19 protein-coding genes are annotated in these 23324 nt (G+C 71.0%); 8 read left to right on the top strand and 11 right to left on the bottom strand.

Annotation, left to right across the window (positions count from 1 at the left end; all coding sequences use genetic code 11):
* Positions 1-46 precede the first annotated feature (46 nt).
* Complete coding sequence (gene sufB, locus ACSNOK_RS09105; protein WP_436780092.1) at positions 47-1468, bottom strand: Fe-S cluster assembly protein SufB; 1422 nt, start codon at positions 1466-1468, stop codon at positions 47-49.
* On the bottom strand, positions 1465-2265 hold the full coding sequence (locus ACSNOK_RS09100) for a helix-turn-helix transcriptional regulator (protein WP_436780091.1): 801 nt from the start codon (positions 2263-2265) through the stop codon (positions 1465-1467). The genes sufB and ACSNOK_RS09100 overlap by 4 nt, the downstream gene beginning before the upstream one ends.
* 150 nt (positions 2266-2415) lie before the next feature.
* On the opposite strand from ACSNOK_RS09100, the gene ACSNOK_RS09095 reads away from it, so the two are divergent.
* The 3 genes from ACSNOK_RS09095 to ACSNOK_RS09085 all read left to right on the top strand — a co-directional run bounded on the left by ACSNOK_RS09095 (position 2416) and on the right by ACSNOK_RS09085 (position 5332).
* The gene (locus ACSNOK_RS09095; protein ID WP_436780090.1) at positions 2416-3375 is read left to right on the top strand and encodes an ABC transporter ATP-binding protein; all 960 of its coding nucleotides are present in this window, start codon (positions 2416-2418) and stop codon (positions 3373-3375) included.
* Positions 3376-3460: 85 nt separating this feature from the next.
* A complete protein-coding gene (locus ACSNOK_RS09090) occupies positions 3461-4240 on the top strand; it encodes an ABC transporter permease (RefSeq protein ID WP_436780089.1) in 780 nt (259 codons plus the stop codon).
* A gap of 105 nt (positions 4241-4345) precedes the next feature.
* The gene (locus ACSNOK_RS09085; protein WP_436780088.1) at positions 4346-5332 is read left to right on the top strand and encodes a COX15/CtaA family protein; all 987 of its coding nucleotides are present in this window, start codon (positions 4346-4348) and stop codon (positions 5330-5332) included.
* Positions 5333-5412: 80 nt separating this feature from the next.
* Here ACSNOK_RS09085 and ACSNOK_RS09080 read toward each other — a convergent pair whose 3' ends face one another.
* Positions 5413-5787 (bottom strand): hypothetical protein, encoded by a 375-nt coding sequence (locus ACSNOK_RS09080; protein WP_436780087.1) that lies wholly within the window; start codon positions 5785-5787, stop codon positions 5413-5415.
* A 93-nt stretch (positions 5788-5880) separates the two neighbouring features.
* Positions 5881-6822, bottom strand: a complete 942-nt coding sequence (locus ACSNOK_RS09075; RefSeq protein ID WP_436780086.1) for a heme o synthase — start codon at positions 6820-6822, stop codon at positions 5881-5883.
* A 538-nt stretch (positions 6823-7360) separates the two neighbouring features.
* On the opposite strand from ACSNOK_RS09075, the gene tkt reads away from it, so the two are divergent.
* From tkt to pgl, 5 genes are read left to right on the top strand one after another with little or no spacing between them, the layout of a single operon-like run.
* Complete coding sequence (gene tkt / locus ACSNOK_RS09070) at positions 7361-9442, top strand: transketolase (protein ID WP_436780085.1); 2082 nt, start codon at positions 7361-7363, stop codon at positions 9440-9442.
* A 37-nt stretch (positions 9443-9479) separates the two neighbouring features.
* A complete protein-coding gene (tal, locus tag ACSNOK_RS09065; RefSeq protein ID WP_436780084.1) occupies positions 9480-10595 on the top strand; it encodes a transaldolase in 1116 nt (371 codons plus the stop codon).
* A gap of 1 nt (position 10596) precedes the next feature.
* A complete protein-coding gene (zwf, locus tag ACSNOK_RS09060) occupies positions 10597-12120 on the top strand; it encodes a glucose-6-phosphate dehydrogenase (RefSeq protein WP_436780083.1) in 1524 nt (507 codons plus the stop codon).
* Entirely contained in the window at positions 12117-13184 is a 1068-nt protein-coding gene (gene opcA, locus ACSNOK_RS09055) for a glucose-6-phosphate dehydrogenase assembly protein OpcA (protein WP_436780082.1), read from the top strand. Before zwf ends, opcA begins: the two co-directional genes overlap by 4 nt.
* Positions 13181-13963: a 6-phosphogluconolactonase gene (gene pgl / locus ACSNOK_RS09050; protein WP_436780081.1), complete on the top strand. Its 783-nt coding sequence runs from the start codon at positions 13181-13183 to the stop codon at positions 13961-13963. Before opcA ends, pgl begins: the two co-directional genes overlap by 4 nt.
* A gap of 176 nt (positions 13964-14139) precedes the next feature.
* Here pgl and pgi read toward each other — a convergent pair whose 3' ends face one another.
* From pgi to ACSNOK_RS09015, 7 genes are all read right to left on the bottom strand, one after another.
* Positions 14140-15792, bottom strand: a complete 1653-nt coding sequence (gene pgi, locus ACSNOK_RS09045) for a glucose-6-phosphate isomerase (protein WP_436780102.1) — start codon at positions 15790-15792, stop codon at positions 14140-14142.
* A 201-nt stretch (positions 15793-15993) separates the two neighbouring features.
* Entirely contained in the window at positions 15994-16329 is a 336-nt protein-coding gene (locus ACSNOK_RS09040; protein ID WP_003957010.1) for an RNA polymerase-binding protein RbpA, read from the bottom strand.
* A 158-nt stretch (positions 16330-16487) separates the two neighbouring features.
* On the bottom strand, positions 16488-16718 hold the full coding sequence (gene secG / locus ACSNOK_RS09035; protein WP_040890769.1) for a preprotein translocase subunit SecG: 231 nt from the start codon (positions 16716-16718) through the stop codon (positions 16488-16490).
* A gap of 132 nt (positions 16719-16850) precedes the next feature.
* Positions 16851-17627: a triose-phosphate isomerase gene (gene tpiA / locus ACSNOK_RS09030; protein WP_436780080.1), complete on the bottom strand. Its 777-nt coding sequence runs from the start codon at positions 17625-17627 to the stop codon at positions 16851-16853.
* Positions 17628-17633: 6 nt separating this feature from the next.
* On the bottom strand, positions 17634-18845 hold the full coding sequence (locus ACSNOK_RS09025) for a phosphoglycerate kinase (RefSeq protein ID WP_436780079.1): 1212 nt from the start codon (positions 18843-18845) through the stop codon (positions 17634-17636).
* Between the two features lie 120 nt (positions 18846-18965).
* Complete coding sequence (gene gap, locus ACSNOK_RS09020; RefSeq protein WP_185943719.1) at positions 18966-19970, bottom strand: type I glyceraldehyde-3-phosphate dehydrogenase; 1005 nt, start codon at positions 19968-19970, stop codon at positions 18966-18968.
* Between the two features lie 196 nt (positions 19971-20166).
* Entirely contained in the window at positions 20167-23130 is a 2964-nt protein-coding gene (locus tag ACSNOK_RS09015; RefSeq protein ID WP_436780078.1) for a M14 family zinc carboxypeptidase, read from the bottom strand.
* Positions 23131-23324 lie beyond the last annotated feature (194 nt).

Raw genomic sequence — 23324 nt, 5'->3', positions numbered from 1 at the left:
CTCTCTTCCTGTCAAAAAGGGTCGCTGCGGTCGAAGGCGCCGGGCGTCAGCCGACCGCGCCTTCCATCTGCAGCTCGATCAGCCGGTTGAGCTCCAGCGCGTACTCCATCGGCAGCTCGCGGGCGATCGGCTCGACGAAGCCGCGCACGATCATCGCCATGGCCTCGTCCTCCGACAGACCGCGGCTCATCAGGTAGAAGAGCTGGTCGTCGCTGACCTTGGAGACGGTCGCCTCGTGGCCCATGGACACGTCGTCCTCGCGGACGTCCACGTAGGGGTAGGTGTCCGAGCGGGAGATGGTGTCCACCAGCAGCGCGTCGCACAGCACGTTGGACTTGGAGCCGTGGGCGCCCTCGCCGATCTCGATCAGACCGCGGTACGAGGTGCGGCCGCCGCCCCGCGCCACCGACTTGGAGACGATGTTGGAGGAGGTGTTGGGCGCCATGTGGACCATCTTGGCGCCGGCGTCCTGGTGCTGGCCCTCGCCGGAGAAGGCGATGGACAGCGTCTCGCCCTTGGCGTGCTCGCCCATCAGGTAGACGGCGGGGTACTTCATCGTCACCTTGGAGCCGATGTTGCCGTCGATCCACTCCATGGTCGCGCCCTCGTACGCCACGGCGCGCTTGGTGACCAGGTTGTAGACGTTGTTCGACCAGTTCTGGATGGTCGTGTAGCGGCAGCGGCCGCCCTTCTTGACGATGATCTCCACGACGGCGCTGTGCAGCGAGTCGGAGGAGTAGATCGGGGCGGTGCAGCCCTCGACGTAGTGCACGTAGGCGTTCTCGTCGACGATGATCAGCGTCCGCTCGAACTGGCCCATGTTCTCCGTGTTGATCCGGAAGTAGGCCTGGAGCGGGATGTCGACGTGGACGCCCGGCGGGACGTAGATGAAGGAGCCGCCGGACCACACGGCCGTGTTCAGCGCGGCGAACTTGTTGTCACCGGCGGGGATGACCGTGCCGAAGTACTCCTGGAAGAGCTCGGGGTGCTCCTTCAGGGCGGTGTCGGTGTCCAGGAAGATGACGCCCTGCTCCTCCAGGTCCTCGCGGATCTGGTGGTAGACGACCTCGGACTCGTACTGGGCGGCGACACCGGCGACGAGGCGCTGCTTCTCGGCCTCGGGGATGCCCAGCTTGTCGTAGGTGTTCTTGATGTCCTCGGGCAGGTCCTCCCAGGAGGCGGCCTGCTTCTCCGTGGAGCGGACGAAGTACTTGATGTTGTCGAAGTCGATGCCCGTGAGGTCCGAGCCCCAGGTCGGCATGGGCTTCTTGCCGAAGAGCTTGAGGCCCTTCAGGCGCAGCTTGAGCATCCACTCCGGCTCGGACTTCTTGGCCGAGATGTCGCGGACGACCTCCTCGGAGAGGCCGCGCTTGGCAGCGGCGCCGGCCGCGTCGGAGTCGGCCCAGCCGTATTCGTACGTGCCCAGGCCCTCGAGCTCAGGGTGGGCAGTCTCCGTGGGGAGAGTCATGCGGGGTTCCTCCCGGCCGTGCTGGTGGATGCGGTGGTGGTCGTCTTGGTGGACGCTGTCTTGGGGATGAACGTCGTGCACACCCCGTCGCCGTGGGCGATGGTGGCAAGACGTTGCACATGCGTCCCGAGCAGGCGGGAGAAGACCTCGGTCTCCGCCTCGCACAGCTGCGGGAACTGCTCGGCGACATGGGCGACCGGGCAGTGGTGCTGGCAGAGCTGTTCGCCGACCGGCGCTGTGCGCGCCGTAGCAGCGTACCCGTCCTCGGTCAATGCCCGGGCCAGCGCGCGGGCCCGCTCCTCGGGGGGCACGGCCTCCAGGGCGACCCGGTAGCCCTCGGCCTGGGCGGCCATCCGGGCCCGGGCGAACGCCGCGACGGCGGCCTCGCCCATCTCGCCGCCGCCCGCCGCCTGGGCGATCCAGCGCAGGGCGTCGGTCGCGAGCTTGTCGTAGGCCTGGTCGAAGGCGTCCCGGCCGCAGTCGGTCAGGACGAAGACCTTGGCGGGCCGGCCGCGCGTACGGGCGCCGTAGACCCGCTTCTCGCGGGACTCGACCATGCCCTCGGCGGCCAGCACGTCCAAGTGGCGGCGGACCGCCGCCTGGGTGAGCTCCAGGCGCAGGGCCAGCTCGGCGGCGGTGGACGGGCCGTGGTCGAGGATGGAGCGGGCCACGCGGGCGCGGGTGCCGCGCTGCTCGTCGTGGGCGCGCTGCTCGTCCCGCGCCGCGGGTACGACCGACCCGGGTCCGGCGGCCGTCCCGGCCGCGGGCCCTTCCGGTGCCTCGCCCGCGTATTTCACAACACCATTGTTGCGTAATTGGCCGAGCCGGGACAAGCCTGGGCGCCCCACCTCGTGGTGGCCTCGGTCACTAAGGGTCACCTAACCGGCACGGTGGCCTCGGACCCCGGCGGCATCCGGGAGGCCGCGGGGTTCGTAGACTTCCTTGCCATGCGCAGCGCCACTCCGGGCGACCCCCGGACCCCCGGCCGCGTGCCGGCCGTCGAGGTCCAGGGCCTCGTCAAGCGGTACGGGACGAAGACCGCGGTGGACGGCCTCGACCTGACCGTCGCGGCCGGCACCCTCACCGCCGTCCTCGGCCCCAACGGGGCCGGCAAGACCACCACCATCGAAACCTGCGAGGGCTACCGCCGCCCCGACGCCGGCACCGTACGGGTGCTCGGCCTCGACCCGGTGGCCGACGCCGCCGAGCTGCGCCCGCGCGTCGGCGTGATGCTCCAGAGCGGCGGAATCTACTCGGGCGCCCGTGCCGACGAGATGCTGCGGCACATGGCCGCTCTGCACGCCCACCCGCTGGACGTGGGCATGCTGATCGAACGCCTCGGCCTGGACTCCTGCGGACGCACGACGTACCGGCGGCTCTCCGGCGGCCAGCAGCAGCGCCTCTCCCTGGCCATGGCCGTGGTCGGCCGCCCCGAGCTGGTCTTCCTCGACGAGCCCACGGCCGGCCTCGACCCCCAGGCGCGCCGCGCGACCTGGGACCTGGTCCGGGAGCTGCGCGAGGACGGCGTCACCGTCGTGCTCACCACACACCACATGGAGGAGGCGGAGGAGCTGGCCGACGACGTCGCGATCATCGACGCCGGGCGGGTCATCGCCCAGGGCAGCCCCGAGGACCTGTGCAAGGGCGGCGCGGAGAACACCCTCCGCTTCACCGGCCGGGCGGGCCTGGACGTCGCCTCGCTCCTGAAGGCTCTCCCGGCGGACTGCGCGGCCGTGGAGCTGACCCCCGGCTCGTACCGGGTCACCGGCTCCGTCGACCCGCAGCTGCTGGCCACGGTCACCACCTGGTGCGCGCAGCACGGCGTGATGCCGGACCGGATAGCGGTCGAGCGGCACACCCTGGAGGACGTCTTTTTGGAGCTGACCGGCAAGGAGCTGAGGGCCTGATGCGGTACCCCACGACCGGCCGGGGGCCCGGGGGCCGCCTCCCGGAAGCACACAGCCTGGAACTCACGGGTAAGGAACCGCGCGCATGACCCCTTCCGCCACTCCGGGCACCTTCACCCCGAACCCCGGCGCCGCCCCGCTCTCCCGGATGATCCGGGCGCAGGCCGCGCTGGAGACCCGGATGCTGCTGCGCAACGGCGAGCAACTGCTGCTGACGGTCGTCATCCCGACCCTGCTGCTGGTCCTCTTCAGCACGGTGGACGTGGTCGACACGGGAGAGGGCAAGGCCGTCGACTTCCTCGCCCCCGGCATCCTCGCGCTCGCCGTGATGTCCACGGCCTTCACCGGGCAGGCCATCGCCACCGGTTTCGAGCGGCGGTACGGCGTCCTCAAGCGGCTCGGCGCGTCCCCGCTGCCGCGCTGGGCGCTGATGACCGCCAAGACGGCGTCGGTGCTGGTCACCGAGGTCCTCCAGGTCGTCCTGCTGACGGCGATCGCGTTCGCGCTGGGCTGGTCGCCGCACGGCAACCCGTTCGCCGTCCTCCTGCTGCTCGTCCTCGGCACCGCCGCCTTCTCCGGGCTGGGCCTGCTGATGGCGGGCACGCTGAAGGCGGAGGCGACGCTGGCCGCGGCGAACCTCGTCTTCCTGCTGCTGCTGGTGGGCGGCGGGGTGATCGTGCCGCTGGACCGCTTCCCGGACGCCGCGCGGGCGGCGCTGGAGCTGCTGCCGATCGCGGCCCTCTCCGACGGCCTCCGGGACGTCCTGCGGGACGGCGCCGGGATGCCGTGGCGCGATCTCGGGATCCTCGCGGTGTGGGCGGTGCTGGGCCTGGGCGCGGCGGGCCGCTTCTTCCGCTGGGAGTAGGCCCGCCGGGCGGGGCGCACCGGCGGAAGGGGCCCTCACCTCGGCTTTCGCGCCCTGCCCCACCCCTCGTGAATCCATGCACAAGCGGGCCCTTACGATGAGCCCGTGCCGAATTCGCTGAATCCCCTGCAGGCCGTCGCCGACCGCTGGCAGCCGTCCGCGCGCTTCGTCCGGCGGGCCTCGTTCGCCTGTGTCGTCATGGCCGTGGTCATCGTGGTGACGGGGGGCGCGGTCCGGCTCACCCAGTCCGGCCTGGGCTGCCCGACCTGGCCGACCTGCACCGAGGACAGCCTCACGCCCACCCCCGCGATGGGCATCAACGGCGTCATCGAGTTCACCAACCGCATGCTGACCTACGTGCTCTGCGCGACCGTCGGCGTGGCGATCGTCGCGGCCCGCGCGCGGACCCCCCGCCGCCGGGACCTCACCCGGCTCGGCTGGGGCCAGTTCTGGATCGTCGCGAGCAACGGTGTCATCGGCGGCATCACGGTCCTCACGGGCCTCAACCCGTACATCGTCGCCACCCACTTCCTCGCCTCGACGGCGCTGCTGACCGTCGCCGTGATCATGTGGCAGCGGGCGGGCGAGGGCGACGACGTGCCGCGCGACCTGGTGGCCCGTCCGGTGCGCCAGCTGAGCTGGGTGCTGGTCGTCGCGACGGCCCTGTTGATCGTCGCCGGCACCGTGGTCACCGGCTCCGGGCAGCACGCGGGCGACGCCTCGAAGGACGTCCACCGCATCCCGCTGAACTTCCGCGAGATCACCCAGGTGCACGTGGACCTGGTCTTCATCGTGGTCGGCCTGACGGTGGCGCTGTGGTTCGCGCTGCGGGCCGTGAAGGCGCCGGGCGGGCCGCGGCGCCGGGTGGTGGAGCTGTTCGTCGTCCTGATGCTGCAGGGCGCCGTCGGCTATGCGCAGTACTTCAACGACTCGCCCGAGTTCGTCGTCGGCGTGCACATGTTCGGGTCCTGCCTGGTCTGGATCGCCGTACTGCGCGCCTTCCTCGCCCTGCGGGACCGCGGCGAGCTCGTGACGCTCCCGGCCCCCGCCACGGAGCCCGAGCCCGCCGGCCTGGCGGCCGCCGAGCGCTGACGGACCCGACGCGAACGCCGGAGGGCCGGCACCCGGTACGGGTGCCGGCCCTCCGGCGTTTCCGCGTCGCCGCGGGCGGCTCAGCCGTTGGACGGCCCGCCCACCTGGATCCCGGCCATCCGCGACCACTCGTACGGGCCCGTCCGCACCTTGGCGGCCATCTCCCCGTCGAAGTCCTCGCGGACGGTCAGACCGGCCGGCGCGGCCAGTTCGAGAGCCTTCTCCGCCGCCGCGTAGGAGGGAGCCACCAGGTTCCCCCACTCCCCGTCCGCGCCCACCAGGGCGATCCGGGTCCTGCCCCGCCCTATGTGGGCGAGCTGGCCCTCCGCGCTGCCGCCGTGGGTCCGTGCGAAGTCGCCGATCTCCTTGGCCAGCCGGGCCGCCCGCCGCCGCGCCCTGGCGTCCAGCGGGGCGTTCCCGGCCTCCGTGTCGCCGGCCTGCTTGGTGTCTGCCATGACCAGGATGCTACCGACGGGTAGCCGGAATGGCGACGGGCGGCGCGGGTGGCTTTGACCACCCGCGCCGCCCGTACGGAACGACTGATGTGACTACCGCAGGAAGGGATCGATCGCGATCGCCGTGAAGAGGAGCGAGACGTAGGTGATGGACCAGTGGAACAGCCGCATCTCCTTCAGCTTCGCCCCGGTGATCCCGGCCTTGGCGCGGGCCTGGAGGGCGTGCGCCTCCTTGAGCCACAGAGCGCCGCAGGCCACGGCCACCACGGTGTAGAACCAGCCGGTGTAGCCGAGCGGCGTCAGCAGCAGGGAGACGCCCACCATCACCCAGCTGTAGAGGACGATCTGCCGCGCGACGGCCTTGTTGCCGGCGACGACCGGCAGCATGGGGACGCCGGCCCGCTCGTAGTCGTCCTTCACCTTCATCGACAGCGGCCAGTAGTGCGGCGGGGTCCAGAAGAAGATGACGAGGAAGAGGATCAGGGAGGCCCAGGAGACCTCGTTCTTCACGGCGGACCAGCCGATGATGACCGGCAGGCAGCCCGCGATGCCGCCCCACACGATGTTCTGCGCGGTGCGGCGCTTGAGGAGCATCGTGTAGACGACGGTGTAGAAGAGCGAGGCCCCGAGCGAGAGCATCGCCGACAGGGGGTTGACCAGGAACCAGAACCAGACGGTCGACCCGACGGTCAGCGCCGAGGCGAAGACCAGGCACTCGCGCGGCGAGACCATGCCGGTGACGAGCGGACGCTGGGACGTCCGGTCCATCATGGCGTCGATGTCCCGGTCGTAGTACATATTGAACGCGCCCGCGCCACCGGCGGAGAGGTAACCGCCGAGGCAGGTGGCCAGCACCAGCCACATGTCCGGGACGCCCTCGGCAGCGAGGAACATCACCGGCACCGTCGTCATCAGCAGCAGCTCGATGACGCGCGGCTTCGTCAGCGCCACGAAAGCCTTGACACGGGCCCCGAACGGCCGGTGACCGGAACTCTCGGCGAGCACCCCCGCAGGACGGGATTCGACGGCCGTCACGCACACCCCTGACAGAGATAAGGCCAGCAAGCACATCCGGCCCGTTCGGCCGGGGAAGACTTGCGCGTACCACGCCACTCTAGACGCAGGGCATGGCACGGCCTCCGCCGGGGTGGGTCGTGTTGGTCCCCGGGGAATGCCGGGAGGAAGGCCGGGGGAAGGCCGGGGCGAGGCCGGGGGAATGCCGGGAGAATCGCGGCGGACGCGCGGCGGACTCCCGGCGCGGCCGCGGCGATCACGGCCCCCGGCGGCCCCCGGCGCACTCCGGGCGAGTGCCCCGCGGACGCCCTCCGAGAGGCGCGCACCGGCGCCAGACCGCACGCTTGACACATGACCGACACCCGTCGGCCGGGAATCTTTACCACCCCGATCCGGTTGCCCGGGGCGTGCCGGGGGCAGCCGGACAGCTGTCGACCGTCCACCGGGACCACGCGGAAAAAACGGGCGTTCCCTCGGGGGTAGGCTCGGGACCGCCGCGTCGTGGCGGAACATACCGCCCCCGGCAGAGAAACCATGTGGAGAGGAGCCCTGACCTAGGGTGAGCACCAAGCCGACCACCACAGACCTCGAGTGGACCGAACTGGACCAGCGGGCCGTCGACACCGCCCGCGTCCTGGCCATGGACTCCGTGCAGAAGGTCGGCAACGGCCATCCCGGCACGGCCATGAGCCTGGCGCCCGCCGCCTACCTGCTCTTCCAGAAGCTGATGCGGCACGACCCGAGCGACGCCGACTGGACCGGCCGCGACCGTTTCGTCCTCTCTCCCGGTCACACCAGCCTCACGCTGTACGTCCAGCTCTTCATGGCCGGCTACGGCCTGGAGCTCTCGGACCTCAAGGCCTTCCGCACCTGGGGCAGCAAGACCCCGGGCCACCCGGAGCACGGCCACACCCGCGGTGTCGAGACCACCACCGGCCCGCTGGGCCAGGGCATCGCCAACGCCGTGGGCATGGCGATGGCCGCCCGCTACGAGCGCGGCCTGTTCGACCCGGAGGCCCCGAAGGGCGAGTCGCCCTTCGACCACACCATCTGGGCGATCGTCTCGGACGGCGACCTGGAGGAGGGCATCTCCGCGGAGGCGTCCTCGCTGGCCGGCCACCAGAAGCTCGGCAACATCGTCGCCCTCTACGACGACAACCACATCTCGATCGAGGGTGACACCGCGACGGCCCTCTCCGAGGACGTCCTCAAGCGGTACGAGGCCTACGGCTGGCACGTCCAGCGCATCGAGCAGGCCGCCAACGGCGACTTCGACGTCCAGGCGCTGTACGCGGCGCTGAAGGCGGCGCAGGAGGAGACCGAGCGTCCCTCCCTGATCGCGGCCCGCACGATCATCGCCTGGCCGGCCCCGAACGCGCAGAACACCGAGGCCGCGCACGGCTCGGCGCTCGGCGACGCCGAGGTCGCCGCGACCAAGGAGGTGCTCGGCTTCGACCCGAAGCAGACCTTCCAGGTCGACGACGACGTCTTCGCGCACGTCCGCAAGGTCGTCGACCGCGGCCGTGAGGCCCACGCCACCTGGGAGAAGAAGCTCGCCAAGTGGCGCGAGGCCAACCCGGAGCGGGCGGCCGAGTTCGACCGGATCAACGCGGGCGAGCTGCCCGACGGCTGGGAGAAGGTCCTCCCGGTCTTCCCGGCCGGCAAGTCCGTCGCGACCCGCAAGGCGTCCGGCGAGGTCCTCAAGGCCCTCGGCGGCGTCATCCCCGAGCTGTGGGGCGGCTCCGCCGACCTCGCCGGCTCGAACAACACCACGATCGACGCGTCCTCGTCGTTCCTCCCGGAGGGCAACCCGCTCCCCGAGGCGAACCCCTACGGCCGCACGATCCACTTCGGCATCCGCGAGCACGCCATGGGCTCGACCATGAACGGCATCGCGCTGCACGGCAACACCCGCGTCTACGGCGGCACCTTCCTGGTGTTCTCCGACTACATGCGCCCCGCCGTCCGCCTGGCCGCGCTGATGAAGCTGCCGGTCACCTACGTGTGGACGCACGACTCCATCGGCCTCGGCGAGGACGGCCCGACGCACCAGCCGGTCGAGCACATGGCCGCGCTGCGCGCCATCCCGGGCCTGAACATGGTCCGCCCGGCCGACGCCAACGAGACGGCCATCGCCTGGCGCGAGATCATGAAGCGCCACGCCACCAACCCCGCGCCGCACGGTCTGGCCCTCACCCGCCAGAACGTCCCGACGTACGAGGCCAACGAGGGCGCGGCCAAGGGCGGCTACGTGCTGTTCGAGGCCGAGGGCGGCCGTCCCCAGGTGATCCTGATCGCCACCGGCTCCGAGGTCCAGATGGCCGTCGAGGCCCGCGAGACCCTGCAGGCCGAGGGCGTCCCGACCCGTGTGGTCTCGATGCCGTCCCTGGAGTGGTTCGAGGAGCAGGACCAGGCGTACCGCGACGGCGTGCTGCTGCCGGACGTCAAGGCCCGCGTGGCCGTCGAGGCGGGCATCGGCCTGACCTGGCACCGCTACGTCGGCGACGCCGGCCGCATCGTCTCGCTGGAGCACTTCGGCGCCTCCGCCGACTACCAGGTGCTGTTCCAGGAGTTCGGCCTGACCTCGGAAGCCGTCGTCGAGGCCGCCCGCGAGTCGCTGGCCGACGCCGGCCGCCGCTGACGCGCAAGCACACGATCCAGTAGGAGATGTAGAACCCATGACAGACGCACTCAAGCGCCTCTCCGAGGAAGGCGTCGCGATCTGGCTGGACGACCTGTCCCGCAAGCGCATCACGTCCGGCAACCTGCGCGAGCTGATCGACGACAGCCACGTGGTCGGTGTCACCACCAACCCGTCGATCTTCCAGAAGGCGATCTCCAGCGGCGACGGCTACGAGCAGCAGCTGTCCGACCTCGCGGTCCGCAAGGTCACCGTCGAGGAGGCCATCCGCATGATCACGACGGCGGACGTGCGTGACGCCGCCGACATCCTGCGGCCGGTCTTCGACGCCACGGACGGCCAGGACGGCCGGGTGTCCATCGAGGTGGACCCGCGCCTGGCGCACGACACCCACGCCACCGTGGCCGAGGCCAAGCAGCTCGCGTGGCTGGTCGACCGCCCCAACACCCTGATCAAGATCCCGGCGACCATGGCGGGTCTGCCGGCCATCTCCGAGACCCTCGGCCTGGGCATCAGCGTCAACGTCACGCTGATCTTCTCGCTGGAGCGCTACCGCGCGGTCATGGACGCCTACCTGACCGGTCTGGAGAAGGCCAAGGCGGCCGGCCTGGACCTGTCGCTGATCCACTCGGTGGCGTCCTTCTTCGTGTCCCGCGTGGACACCGAGATCGACAAGCGCCTGGACGCGCTGGGCACCGAGGAGGCCAAGGCGCTCCGCGGCAAGGCCGCGCTGGCCAACGCCCGCCTCGCCTACCAGGCGTACGAGGAGGTCTTCTCCTCGGACCGCTGGCTGGCCCTGGAGAAGGCCGGCGCCAACAAGCAGCGTCCGCTGTGGGCGTCGACCGGCGTCAAGGACCCGGCGTACAAGGACACCCTGTACGTGGACGACCTGGTCGCCCCGAACACGGTGAACACCATGCCGGAGTCCACCCTGGAGGCCGCCGCCGACCACGGCGACGTCAAGGGCGACACCGTCCGCGGCACGTACGAGCAGGCCAAGGCCGAGCTCGACGCGCTGGCGAAGCTGGGGATCTCGTACGACGAGGTCGTCCAGCTGCTGGAGGACGAGGGCGTCGAGAAGTTCGAGGCGTCCTGGAACGACCTGCTCAAGTCGACGGAGGCGGAGCTCAAGCGCCTCGCACCGGAGGCATGAATTGATCCGCAGCAACCCGCTGCGTGACGCACAGGACCGGCGGCTCCCGCGTATCGCGGGGCCGTCCGGCCTGGTCATCTTTGGCGTCACGGGCGATTTGTCCCGTAAAAAGCTGATGCCCGCCGTCTACGACCTCGCCAACCGCGGTCTGCTGCCGCCGGGCTTCTCCCTCATCGGCTTCGCCCGCCGCGACTGGGAGAACGAGGACTTCGCGCAGATCGTGCACGACGCCGTCAAGGAGCACGCGCGCACGCCCTTCCGCGAGGAGGTGTGGCAGCAGCTGGTGCAGGGCTGCCGCTTCGTGCAGGGCGACTTCGACGACGACGCCGCGTTCGAGACCCTCAAGGAGACCATCGAGGAGCTCGACAAGGCGCAGGGCACGGGCGGCAACTTCGCCTTCTACCTCTCGGTCCCGCCGAAGTTCTTCCCCACCGTCGTCCAGCAGCTCAAGAAGCACGGCCTGGCCGAGCAGACGGAGAAGTCCTGGCGGCGCGCGGTCATCGAGAAGCCGTTCGGCCACGACCTGAAGAGCGCCCAGGAGCTCAACAGCATCGTCCACGACGTCTTCCCGCCCAACGAGGTCTTCCGGATCGACCACTACCTGGGCAAGGAGACCGTCCAGAACATCCTGGCGCTCCGCTTCGCCAACACCCTCTTCGAGCCGATCTGGAACCGGTCCTACGTGGACCACGTGCAGATCACCATGGCCGAGGACATCGGCATCGGCGGCCGGGCCGGCTACTACGACGGCATCGGCGCCGCGCGCGACGTCATCCAGAACCACCTGCTCCAGCTGCTGGCGCTGACCGCCATGGAGGAGCCCGCCTCCTTCGACGCGGACGCCCTGGTCGCCGAGAAGACCAAGGTGCTGGGCGCCGTCCGGCTCCCCAAGGACCTGGGCAAGGAGACCGTCCGCGGCCAGTACGCGGCCGGCTGGCAGGGCGGCGAGAAGGTCGTCGGGTACTGCGAGGAAGAGGGCATCGACCCGCACTCGAAGACCGACACCTACGCGGCCATCAAGCTGGAGATCGACAACCGCCGCTGGGCGGGCGTCCCCTTCTACCTGCGCACCGGCAAGCGGCTCGGCCGCCGCGTCACCGAGATCGCGGTCGTCTTCCAGCGCGCCCCGCACTCCCCCTTCGACGACACCGCCACCGAGGAGCTGGGGCAGAACGCCCTGGTCATCCGGGTGCAGCCGGACGAGGGAGTCACCCTGCGGTTCGGCTCCAAGGTGCCGGGCACCTCGATGGAGGTCCGGGACGTCTCGATGGACTTCGCCTACGGCGAGTCGTTCACCGAGTCCAGCCCGGAGGCGTACGAGCGGCTCATCCTCGACGTGCTGCTCGGCGACGCCAACCTCTTCCCGCGCCTGCGGGAGGTCGAACTGTCCTGGCAGATCCTCGACCCGATCGAGGAGTACTGGGACAAGCACGGCACGCCCGCCCGCTACCCGGCCGGCACCTGGGGCCCGGTCGAGGCGGACGAGATGCTCGCACGAGACGGACGGAGCTGGCGCCGGCCATGAAGATCGATCTCACGGACACCACGGCCAGCAAGATCAACAATGCTCTGGTCCAGGGCCGCCGCGCCATCGGCACCCCGGCCATCGGCATGGTCCTCACGCTGGTCATCGTCACCGACGAGGAGCACGCCTACGACGCGCTCAAGGCCGCCAACGAGGCGTCCCGCGAGCACCCGTCGCGCAAGCTCGTCGTCATCAAGCGCGTCAGCCGCTCCCCGCGCGACCGCGCGCAGGCCCGGCTGGACGCCGAGGTCCGCGTCGGCACCAGCGCCGGCACCGGCGAGACGGTCGTCCTCCGGCTCTACGGCGAGGTCATAGACCACGCCCAGTCGGTCGTACTGCCGCTGCTGCTGCCGGACGCCCCCGTGGTCGTCTGGTGGCCGGTCAACTCGCCGCTGCACCCGGCCAAGGACCCGCTGGGCGTCCTCGCCCAGCGCCGGGTCACCGACACCTACGCGGCCGAGGACCCGGTCTCGGAGCTCGCGGCCCGCGCCGCGAACTACGCGCCCGGCGACACCGACCTGGCCTGGACCCGGATCACCCCGTGGCGCTCGATGCTCGCGGCGGCCCTGGACCAGCAGGCCGTCGAGGTCACCGGCGCCGAGGTCGAGGGCGAGGGCTACAACCCCAGCGGCGAGCTGCTGGCCATGTGGCTCGCGGACCGCCTCGGCGTCCAGGCCCGCCGCACCGTCTCCGAGGGGCCCGGCCTCACCGCCGTCCGCCTGGAGACCAAGGACGGCGTCATCATCCTGGACCGCCCGGACGGCTCGCTGGCCAAGCTCACCATGAAGGGCCAGCCGGACCGCGCCGTCGCGCTCAAGCGGCGCGAGACCGCCGAGCTCCTCGCCGAGGAGCTGCGCCGGCTCGACCCGGACGACATCTACGAGTCCGCGCTGAAGTACGGCGTGGAGCGGCTGGGCGAGGCGGCGGCGGTCCGCCCGGCGGCGGGCGCGCAGCCGGAGTCCCCCGAGGCGCAGGCGGCCCCCGAGACCTCGGAGGCCAAGCCCGCGTCCGAGGACAAGCCCGCTCCCAAGAAGAGCGCGTCCAAGAAGGCGGCCTCCAAGTGAGCCCCGCGCCGCAGATCGTCGTCCACCGCGACAAGGAGCTGATGGCGCGGGCCGCCGCGGCCCGGCTGATCACGAAGATCGTGGACGCCCAGGCCGCGCGCGGCACGGCGTCCGTGGTCCTCACGGGCGGGCGCAACGGCAACGGGCTGCTCGCGGCCCTCGCCGACGCGCCCGCCCGGGACGCGGTCGACTGGTCGCGCCTCGACCTGTGGTGGGGCGACGAGCGGTACCTGCCGGACGGCGACGCCGAGCGCAACGTCACCCAGGCGCGCCAGGCCCTGCTGGACGCCGTCGACCTGGACCCGGCCCGCGTGCACGCCATGCCCGCGGCCGACGGCCGGTACGACGACGCCGACGCGGCGGCCGAGGCGTACGCGGCCGAACTGGCCGCCGCCGCCCGCCCGGAGGACCACGGCCCCGTGCCCTCCTTCGACGTCCTCCTGCTCGGCGTCGGCCCCGACACCCACGTCGCGTCGCTCTTCCCCGAGCTCCCCGGCGTCCGGGAGACGGAGCGCACGGTCATCGGCGTCCACGGCGCCCCGAAGCCGCCGCCCACCCGCATCTCCCTGACCCTGCCGGCGATCCGCGCGGCGCGGGAGGTCTGGCTGCTGGCGGCGGGCGAGGACAAGGCCAACGCGGTGGCGCTCGCGCTGAGCGGGGCGGGCGAGGTGCAGGCTCCGGCGGCCGGCGCGTACGGCCGCCGCCGGACGCTCTGGCTGCTCGACCAGCCGGCGGCTTCACAGCTGCCGCGGGATCTGTATCCGCCGGCGTCGCCCTGACAGGGCCCCGCACCCTCTGAAACCGCGCTCCGCGCGGTTGTCCTCAAACGCCGGACGGGCTATTCAGCCCGTCCGGCGTTTGAGGACGCGCGCCGCAGGCGCGCTCGGGGGTGCGGGGGCCCCGCCCCCGCAAGAAACGGTGAGAGGGCGGGACAGGGGCAACCCCCAGGGGCGCGTCAGCGCCCCCGCACCGCCCGGTACCGGGCGACGAGCGCGGAGGTGGACGCGTCCAGCCCCTCGACAGCGGCCCCCTCGGACAGAGCCGGCTCGACCCGCTTCGCGAGCACCTTCCCCAGCTCCACCCCCCACTGATCGAACGAGTCGATGTTCCAGATCGCCCCCTGAACGAACACCTTGTGTTCGTACAGCGCGATCAACTGCCCCAGCACGGAAGGCGTCAGCGCATCCGCCAGGATCGTCGTCGTCGGGTGGTTCCCCCGGAACGTCTTGTGCGGCACGAGCTCTTCCGGAACCCCCTCCGCCGCCACTTCCTCCGGCGTCTTGCCGAAGGCGAGCGCCTGCCCCTGCGCGAACAGATTGGCCATCAGCAGATCGTGCTGAGCGGCGAGCGAAGGCTCCAGCTCGTCGACAGGCCGGGCGAACCCGATCAGATCGGCCGGGATGAGCTTGGTCCCCTGATGGATCAACTGATAGTAAGCGTGCTGCCCGTTGGTGCCGGGCGTCCCCCACACCACCGGCCCGGTCTGCCATCCGACGGCCCGTCCGTCCCGGTCCACCGACTTGCCGTTGGACTCCATGTCCAGCTGCTGGAGGTAGGCCGTGAACTTCGACAGGTAGTGGCTGTAGGGCAGCACCGCGTGCGACTGCGCGTCGTGGAAGTTGCCGTACCAGACACCGAGCAGACCGAGCAGCAGCGGCACGTTCTCCTCGGGCGCCGCCGTGCGGAAGTGCTCGTCGACGAGGTGGAAGCCGTCGAGCATCTCCTGGAAGCGGTCCGGGCCGATGGCGATCATCAGGGAGAGCCCGATGGCCGAGTCGTACGAGTACCGGCCGCCGACCCAGTCCCAGAACTCGAACATGTTGGCCGTGTCGATGCCGAAGTCGGCGACCTTCTCGGCGTTGGTGGACAGCGCCACGAAGTGCTTGGCGACCGCCTCGGAGCCCGCCCCGAGCCCCGCCAGCAGCCACTTCCGCGCGGACGTGGCGTTGGTGACGGTCTCGATGGTGGTGAAGGTCTTCGACGCGACGATGAACAGCGTCTCGGCCGGGTCCAGGTCCCGCACGGCCTCGTGCAGGTCCGCGCCGTCCACGTTGGAGACGAAACGGAACGTCAGTTCGCGGTCCGTGTAGGCCCGCAGCGCCTCGTACGCCATCGCCGGACCGAGATCCGACCCACCGATACCGATGTTGACGACGTTACGGATGCGCTTGCCGGTGTGGCCCTTCCACTCCCCCGAACGGACCCGCCCGGCGAAGTCCCGCATCTTGCGCAGCACCGCGTGCACGGCGGGGACGACGTTCTCCCCGTCCACCTCGATCACCGCCGACTCCGGGGCGCGCAGGGCGGTGTGCAGCACCGCGCGGCCCTCCGTCGTATTGATCTTCTCGCCCCGGAACATCGCGTCCCGCAGCTCCGCTACGCCCGCGGCCGCCGCGAGCTCGCGCAGCAGCCGCAGGGTGTCGTCCGTGACCAGGTGCTTGGAGTAGTCGACGTAGAGGTCGCCGACGGTCAGCGCGTACTTCTCCGCCCGCCGCGGGTCCTCCGCGAACAGCTCGCGGAGGTGCGCGTCCCCCAGCTCGTCCCGGTGCTTGGACAGCGCGTTCCACTCGGGCATGCGGTCGAGCCTGTTACGGGCCTCAGCGTTCATTTCGGACATCAGTCCACTTCTTCTCGTAGCTCTCGCCTCACACCAACCTAATTGATCGGATGCCCATTCCGGCGCGCGGCATCACCCGGCGGAATCGGCCCGGAGAGCCCGGGAACGCGACCGGCCCGGCCGGAAGGTGGTGACCTTCCGGCCGGGCCGGTCGTCTTGTGCCGTTTCACGCGCGGTCGCGGAGGGCGATCCTCAGATCTCCCCGCGCAGTTTCGCCAGCGCCTCGGCGAGGATGGCCTCGCCGTCCGCGTCGCTGCGCCGCTCCCGGACGTACGCGAGGTGCGTCTTGTAGGGCTCGGTGCGCGGGGGGTCCGGGGGGTTGTCCCGGTCCTGGCCGGCCGGGAAGCCGCAGCGCGGGCAGTCCCAGGTGTCCGGCACCTGCGCGTCGCTGGCGAAGCTCGGCTGCGTCTCGTGCCCGTTCGAGCACCAGAAGGAGATGCGCAGCCGCGGCGCTGATTCGCCCCGCTCCGCCTCCCCCATAGGCCCCGCCCCGACCCGGCTTCCTCGGATCGCGTTGCCACTTGCCACGGTCGTAACTCCCTGCGTGATGGTGCCGCGGAGCGTGACAGTCCGCTCCGCCGCGGGCGCCCCAGTCTACGTAAGGCCCAACGCGCGTCCAGCGGCAGGAGTTACCGACCGGCCGTGAAGACGCGGTCACCATCATAGGCCGAGGGTGCGACGGAGCGTCAGCTGTCGAACTTCATCAGCAGCCCGAGTACCACGATGCAGGCGAACCACAGCAGGCCCACGACGATGGTGATGCGGTCGAGGTTGCGCTCGGCGACCGAGGAACCGCCGACGGAGGACTGCATACCGCCGCCGAACATGTCGGACAGGCCGCCGCCCTTCCCCTTGTGCATGAGCACCAGCATCATCATCAGCAGGCTGAAGACGATGAGGGCGATCGAGAACCCCATGACCACGGCTGGACCAACTCTCTCGGACTGTCACGGACGGACACTGGACGATGACGCTGCGGGGCCGGGCGGCGCGTTTGCGCCGGTCCCGGCCCCGACAGGGTACGACGGGCGGGGCCCGTCGGGATACCGCTACTGGTCGCGGAAGCGAACGATCTTGACGAACTCGTCGGCGTCCAGCGCGGCACCGCCGACCAGGGCGCCGTCCACGTCGGGCTGCGCCATGATCGCGGCGACGTTGCCGGACTTCACCGAGCCGCCGTACTGGATGCGGACCTTGTCGGCCAGCTCCCGGCTGTAGAGCTCGGCGAGCCGGCCGCGGATGGCCCCGCAGACCTCCTGCGCGTCCTCGGGCGTGGCGACCTCGCCGGTGCCGATGGCCCAGACGGGCTCGTAGGCGATGACGATGTTCTCGGCCTGCTCGGCCGGGACGTCCTTCAGACCGCCGTCGAGCTGCGCCAGGGTGTACGCCACCTGGTTGCCCGCCTTGCGGACGTCCAGGCCCTCACCGACGCAGAGGATCGGGGTGATCCCGTTCTTGAAGGCGGCCTTGACCTTGGCGTTGCAGAGCTCGTCCGACTCGCCGTGGTACTGGCGGCGCTCGGAGTGGCCGACGGCCACGTAGGAGCACTTCAGCTTGGCGAGCATCGGGCCGGAGATCTCCCCGGTGTACGCGCCGGAGTCGTGCGCGGAGATGTCCTGCGCGCCGTACTTGATCTTGAGCTTGTCACCGTCGACCAGCGTCTGGACCGAGCGCAGGTCGGTGAAGGGCGGCAGGACGGCGACCTCGACGGCCTCGAAGTCCTTGTCCGCGAGGGCGAAGGCGAGCTTCTGGACGTGGGCGATGGCCTCAAGGTGGTTGAGGTTCATCTTCCAGTTGCCCGCCATCAGCGGGGTACGAGCACTCACAGTGGTTCAGTCCTCCAGTGCGGCGAGGCCGGGGAGCGTCTTGCCCTCGAGGTATTCGAGGCTGGCGCCGCCGCCGGTCGAGATGTGGCCGAACGCGTTCTCGTCGAAGCCCAGGATGCGCACGGCCGCGGCCGAGTCGCCACCGCCGACGACGGTGAAGCCCGGCGAGTCCAGCAGGCCCTGCGCGACGGCCTTGGTGCCGTTCGCGTAGTCGGGGTGCTCGAAGACGCCCATCGGGCCGTTCCAGAAGACGGTGCCGGCGTCGGCGAGCTTCGAGGCGTACAGCTCCCGGGTCTTCGGGCCGATGTCGAGGCCCTCCTTGTCCGCCGGGATGGCGTCCGAGGCGACGAGGTCCGGGTTGGCCGGGGTCTTGCCCTTGAGGTCCGGGAAGTCGGCGGAGACCAGGACGTCCACCGGGAGGACGAACTCCACACCGCGCTTCTCGGCCCGGGCGAGGTACTCCAGGCAGGCCGGGATCTGGTCCTCCTGGAGCAGCGAGATGCCGACCTCGTGGCCCTTGGCCTTGAGGAAGGTGTACGCCATGCCGCCGCCCACGAGGATGCGGTCGGCCTTCTCCAGCAGGTGGTCGATGACCCCGAGCTTGTCGGAGACCTTGGCGCCGCCGAGGATCACGACGTACGGCCGCTTGACGTCCTCGGTCAGCTTCTTCAGGACGGCCACCTCGGTGGCGATGAGGTCGCCCGCGGCGTGCGGCAGGCGCGCCGGCAGGTCGAAGACCGAGGCGTGCTTGCGGTGCACGGCGCCGAAGCCGTCGCCCACGTAGAGGTCGGCCAGCGACGCGAGGGCGTCGGCGAACGCGCCGCGCTCGGCGTCGTCCTTGCTGGTCTCGCCCGCGTTGAAACGGAGGTTCTCCAGCAGCGTGACCTCGCCGTTCGCCAGTGCGGCGACGGTGGCCTTCGCGCTGTCCCCGACCGTGTCGGCGGCGAACGAGACGTCCTTGCCCAGGATCTCACCGAGCCGCACGGCGACGGGGGCCAGGGAGAACGCGGGGTCCGGGGCGCCCTTGGGACGTCCCAGGTGGGAGGCGACGATCACCTTGGCGCCCGCCGCGGCGAGCTTGGCGATCGTCGGGGCGACGGCGCGGATGCGGCCGTCGTCGGTGATGGTGGTGCCCTCCAGGGGCACGTTGAGGTCGGCGCGGACGAAGATCCGCTTGCCCTCGACGCCGCTCTCGATGAGTTCGTCGATCGTCTTCATGCCGTGACTCCGGTGACGTCCGTAAGGGTCATGGGACGGGGCCCGGACGGCGCTTCGTCGCGCCGTTCGAGCCCCGTCCGCTGCATCGCTGTGCCGGTGGGCGTAGCCGTCAGGCCGGGATCAGAGCTGACCGCCGACGAAGACGGTGAGGTCCACCAGACGGTTGGAGTAGCCCCACTCGTTGTCGTACCAGCCGACGACCTTGACCTGCTTGCCCTGGACCATGGTCAGCAGCGAGTCGAAGGTGCAGGAGGCCGGCCAGTTGACGATGTCCGAGGAGACGATCGGGTCCTCGGTGTACTCGAGGATGCCCTTCAGCTGGCCCTCGGCGGCCTTCTGGAAGGCGGCGTTGATCTCTTCCTTGGTGGTCTCGCGCTCGAGCTCCAGGACGAGGTCGGTGACCGAGCCGGTCGGGACCGGGACGCGCATGGCGATGCCGTCCAGCTTGCCCTTCAGCTGCGGGAGGACCAGGGCGGTGGCCTTGGCGGCGCCCGTCGAGGTGGGGATGATGTTCTCCGCGGCGGCGCGGGCGCGGCGCAGGTCGGAGTGCGGGAAGTCCAGGATGCGCTGGTCGTTGGTGTACGCGTGGACCGTCGTCATCATGCCCTTGACGATGCCGAAGCTCTCGTCGAGGACCTTGGCCATCGGCGCCACGCAGTTGGTGGTGCAGGAGGCGTTGGAGATGACGTGGTGGTTGGCCGCGTCGTACTTGTCCTGGTTGACGCCCATCACGATGGTGATGTCCTCGTTCTTGGCCGGAGCCGAGATGAGGACCTTCTTCGCGCCGGCGGCGAGGTGCTTGGCGGCGTCCTCGCGCTTGGTGAAGATGCCGGTCGACTCGATGACGATGTCGGCGCCCAGCTCGCCCCAGGGCAGGTTGGCGGGGTCGCGCTCGGCCATCGTCTTGAAGGTCTGGTTACCGACGGTGATCGAGTCGTCGGTGTGGCTGACCTCGGCGTCCAGACGGCCCAGGATCGAGTCGTACTTCAGCAGGTGGACGAGAGTGGCATTGTCGGTCAGGTCGTTGACACCGACAATCTCGATGTCCGCACCCTGCTCCAGGAGCGCACGGAAGTAGTTGCGACCGATACGGCCAAAGCCGTTGATGCCTACGCGGATCGTCACGAACCGATCTCCTCGTTGGTGTGCCGGTCTGTCCCGGCGACTGTAATGGGATGTCCCCGACCACCACCGACCCTACCCCCAACACGGGACGTACGTGACATTGGCGGGCCCTGGTGGGACAGGGGTCCGCGCCCCCTCGGAGCGGGGGCGCGGACCGTTACCACAAGGGGTTACCTCCCGTAGGAGCGCCCCTCCGTCAGCCGTGCACGGCGCGCAGGAGGGCGCGTAGCAGAGCCACGCGCTGCCCGCCGTCCCGCACGTGCTCCAGGCCGAAGCCCAGCAGCGCGGTGTCGGGGGTGACGACGGCGGCGGACGAGTGGGCGAGGGCCCGGGAGGCCGCCCAGTCACCGGCGTTCCGGGCGCTCCCGGCGGGTGATCCGGGAGTCTTCCAGGTGCCCAGGGAACCGCTCTCGAAACCCTCGGCCGCCCGGTCGGCGCCGGTGACCCGGGCCTCGTCGAGGAGTACGCCCCGGCCGCCGGTGCCGGCGTCGGTGACGTAGGAGACGGCCAGCTCGACCTTCTTCCCCGCGTAGGCGCTCAGGTCGAAGGAGGCGGAGTGCCAGCCCTGGGTGGTGCCGCTGAAGCGGTGCCAGGCGCCGCTGGTGCCGCGGGCGGCGCAGTCCTCGCCGGCCGCGGTGAGGTAGTGCTTGAGGAAGGGGTGGGCCGAGACCAGCGCGGCGCAGCCCTGGGGAACCTCGTCGGTCGTACCGCCGTTCGTGTCGCGCAGGGTGGTCCAGTCGTTGCGGCCGACGGTGTGCGCCTCGACGATCGCGTGGTCGTAGCCCGGCTCGGTGTCGAGGCTGAGGCGGAGGCCGAGCGCCGGCTTGGCGGCGGCGCGGACGCCGGTCAGGTCGACGGTGCGGGCCAGCCGCATCCAGGACCGGTCCTTGTGCCGGGCGGCGGCCATCCAGCTTCCGGCCCACGGCTCGTACGCGGTCCGGACGCCGGGGTAGTCGCCGGCCGCCGCGCTGCGGAACTGCGGGAAGTCGCGGGAGCGCAGGGTGTCGGAGGTGACGACGTGGGCGCCGGCGGCGTCGAGCGGGTTGCCCGGCGCGTCGGCGAGGTCGGCGCGGACGCCGGCCAGCGGCCCGGTGCCGGCGAAGCGCTTCGGGTGCTTCAGCTGGGTGCGGGCGTAGGCGCCCAGGTAGTACTGGGCGAAGTCGTCCGTCTCGGCCCGGCCGACCCGGGTCGCGCCGCCGGCCTTCTCACCCAGGGTGATGAGCTTGCCGCCCTCGTTGACGTAGTCGCGGACGGCGAGCAGGGTGCCGCCGCTCGGTTTGTTGTCGCCCGTGTACCAGAGGACCGTCGTGAAGTGCGAGAGGACGCCGAGCGGGTCGGGGGTGCCGTCGCGGGCCACGTCCCAGATCAGGCCCTTGCGGCCGGCGGCGTCGAGGGCCTCGGTGTACGTCACCGGGTGGCGGGCCGGGGTGGTGCCGCCCTCGTCGGCGATGACGAGGGTGTCGGCCTGCGGGCGGTGCCAGACGGTGTAGGTGAAGGGCTTGCTGCGGGTCGTCCCGCCCTCCGCCGTGCGCCCGGTGAACCAGACCTCCACCCTGGCTCCCTCGCGGGCGGCGGGGACCGTGCCCCGGTACTCGTCGAAGCGGACGTTGTCGTGTCCGCCGTAGCGTTTGCCGCCCTTCCACGGCTTGACGGCGGCGGTGTGCGTCCGTCCGCCGTCGACGCGGTAGTTGAGCTTCTTGTCGCGCACGCTCTTGCGGGCGGTGACGGCGACGGTCTGGCCGGTGCCGCGCGCGTAGGAGGCGGTGAAGGTGTGCGGGGTGAAGTCAGGGGCGTCCAGGCCGGTGACGGAGGCCGGGCGGTCGCCGCGGGCGGCGGTCTCGGCGACGGAGAGGGCGAACGGCAGGTTCTTGGCGAACTCCGCCTTGACGAGCTTCTCGTCGTCCGGGAAGGCGAACTCGGACGGGCAGTCGGCCGGGTCCCAGCGGCCGGAGGTGTCGGCGCGCGAGGCGGTGCGGCACGTCGACATCTCCGGGGTGAACATCAGCGTCCCGTTGGCGTTGGCCGCGTGGCCGTCCGCCTCGCCGTTGGTGGTGTACAGCTCGGAGGAGAGCTGCGGCCGGTAGCCGGGGATCGCGGACTTCTCCGGGGTGCCGGCCAGGGCCTTGAGGAGGACGTCGTCGGGCGTGGGCGTGGCGACCTGCCAGCCGACGCCGTAGAGCAGCATCTCCCCGGCCGAGTGGTAGTTGATCGCGTAGGAGAAGCGGATCCGCTTCTGGAACGCGTCCAGCGCCTTGGTCTCGGGCTCGGAGGCCGGGGCCGGGCCGCGGTAGGTCTCGGAGGCCGGGTCGGGGGACGAACCCTCGTTGTCGTAGCCCCACTTGTAGGGGAAGTTGCGGTTGAGGTCGACACCGTCGCCCGCGGTGGTCTTCCCGTCGCCGTTGTTGTCGCGCAGGTTCTTCCGCCAGAACCGGGTCTCGGGGCCCTTGAAGGTGTGGTCGTAGCCGTCGGGGTTGGCGGAGAGCAGGAACCAGAGCTCCGTGCGGTCCACGAGCCGGGTGATCCGCCGGTCCTTGCCGTAGCGGTCGAGGTAGTGGTGCATCAGCCGCCGGGTGGTCTCCGGGGTGATCCACTCCCGGGCGTGCTGGTTGGACATGTAGAGGACGGCGGGCTTGGAGCCGTCCCGGCTCCCGGCCGCGTTCTTGCCGACCTTGAGGGCGAGGATGTCCTGCCCGCGGACGGTCTTGCCGATGCTCACGACCTTGGTGAGCCCGGGGTGGGCCCGGGCGGTGTCGACGATCTCCCGCTGGAGGCCCTTGGGGCCGCTGTACGGGCGGAAGACGCCGTCGCCCGCCGCCTTGAGGCGCTCGCGGGCGCGGGGTGACATCCGTTTCTCGGTGAGCTTCACGCCCTGGCCGCGCAGTTCGTTCGCCTGCCGGGGGGTGAGGTAGAGCTCGACCGGGACGGCGCGGTCCCCGGCGGGCCGGCCCAGCTCGTGCCCGTCGACGCCCGCTTTGAGCAGCAGCGGTACCTGGGCCTGGGTGACCTCGCCGGTCCATACGGTCAGCGCCTCGGAGGCGTCGGCGGCGCCGGCGTCCGGTCGTGCGGGTGCGAAGGGTGTGGCGTGTGCGAAGGGTGCCGCGGTGACGCCGCCGAGGAGCAGCGATGCCGCCACGAGGGTCGCTCGTGTCCTGCGTCTCATGAACCCCCCTTGCCGTTGTCTGTCCCGTCCATGCCGGTCGACAGGCTTCCGAGGGCCCATGAGCATGTCAATAGGGCCTGGGAGGGGGTGGCGGCATCCTGCCCGGCGGGGCTGCCGGCCGGCCGGGGCGTCCACCGGGAAGTCGGCCGGAACCGACCGGAACGGCGGTGCCGGTCAGGGGCGCCGGACCGGTC

It is taken from the genome of Streptomyces sp. URMC 126 (genome assembly GCF_051386555.1).
Classification (GTDB): Bacteria; Actinomycetota; Actinomycetes; order Streptomycetales; family Streptomycetaceae; genus Streptomyces.
Note: the sequence above shows the minus strand (reverse complement) of the source record. Positions and strands in the feature narration are given on the sequence as shown.

Excerpts from the sequence above, each read along its gene's own strand:
- opcA (WP_436780082.1), top strand. The coding sequence starts at position 12,117 with ATGAAGATCGATCTCACGGACACCACGGCCAGCAAGATCAACAATGCT.
- sufB (WP_436780092.1), bottom strand. The coding sequence starts at position 1,468 with ATGACTCTCCCCACGGAGACTGCCCACCCTGAGCTCGAGGGCCTGGGC.
- ACSNOK_RS09015 (WP_436780078.1), bottom strand. The coding sequence starts at position 23,130 with ATGAGACGCAGGACACGAGCGACCCTCGTGGCGGCATCGCTGCTCCTC.
- pgi (WP_436780102.1), bottom strand. The coding sequence starts at position 15,792 with ATGAACGCTGAGGCCCGTAACAGGCTCGACCGCATGCCCGAGTGGAAC.
- ACSNOK_RS09090 (WP_436780089.1), top strand. The coding sequence starts at position 3,461 with ATGACCCCTTCCGCCACTCCGGGCACCTTCACCCCGAACCCCGGCGCC.
- ACSNOK_RS09095 (WP_436780090.1), top strand. The coding sequence starts at position 2,416 with ATGCGCAGCGCCACTCCGGGCGACCCCCGGACCCCCGGCCGCGTGCCG.
- ACSNOK_RS09080 (WP_436780087.1), bottom strand. The coding sequence starts at position 5,787 with ATGGCAGACACCAAGCAGGCCGGCGACACGGAGGCCGGGAACGCCCCG.
- tal (WP_436780084.1), top strand. The coding sequence starts at position 9,480 with ATGACAGACGCACTCAAGCGCCTCTCCGAGGAAGGCGTCGCGATCTGG.
- secG (WP_040890769.1), bottom strand. The coding sequence starts at position 16,718 with ATGGGGTTCTCGATCGCCCTCATCGTCTTCAGCCTGCTGATGATGATG.
- ACSNOK_RS09025 (WP_436780079.1), bottom strand. The coding sequence starts at position 18,845 with ATGAAGACGATCGACGAACTCATCGAGAGCGGCGTCGAGGGCAAGCGG.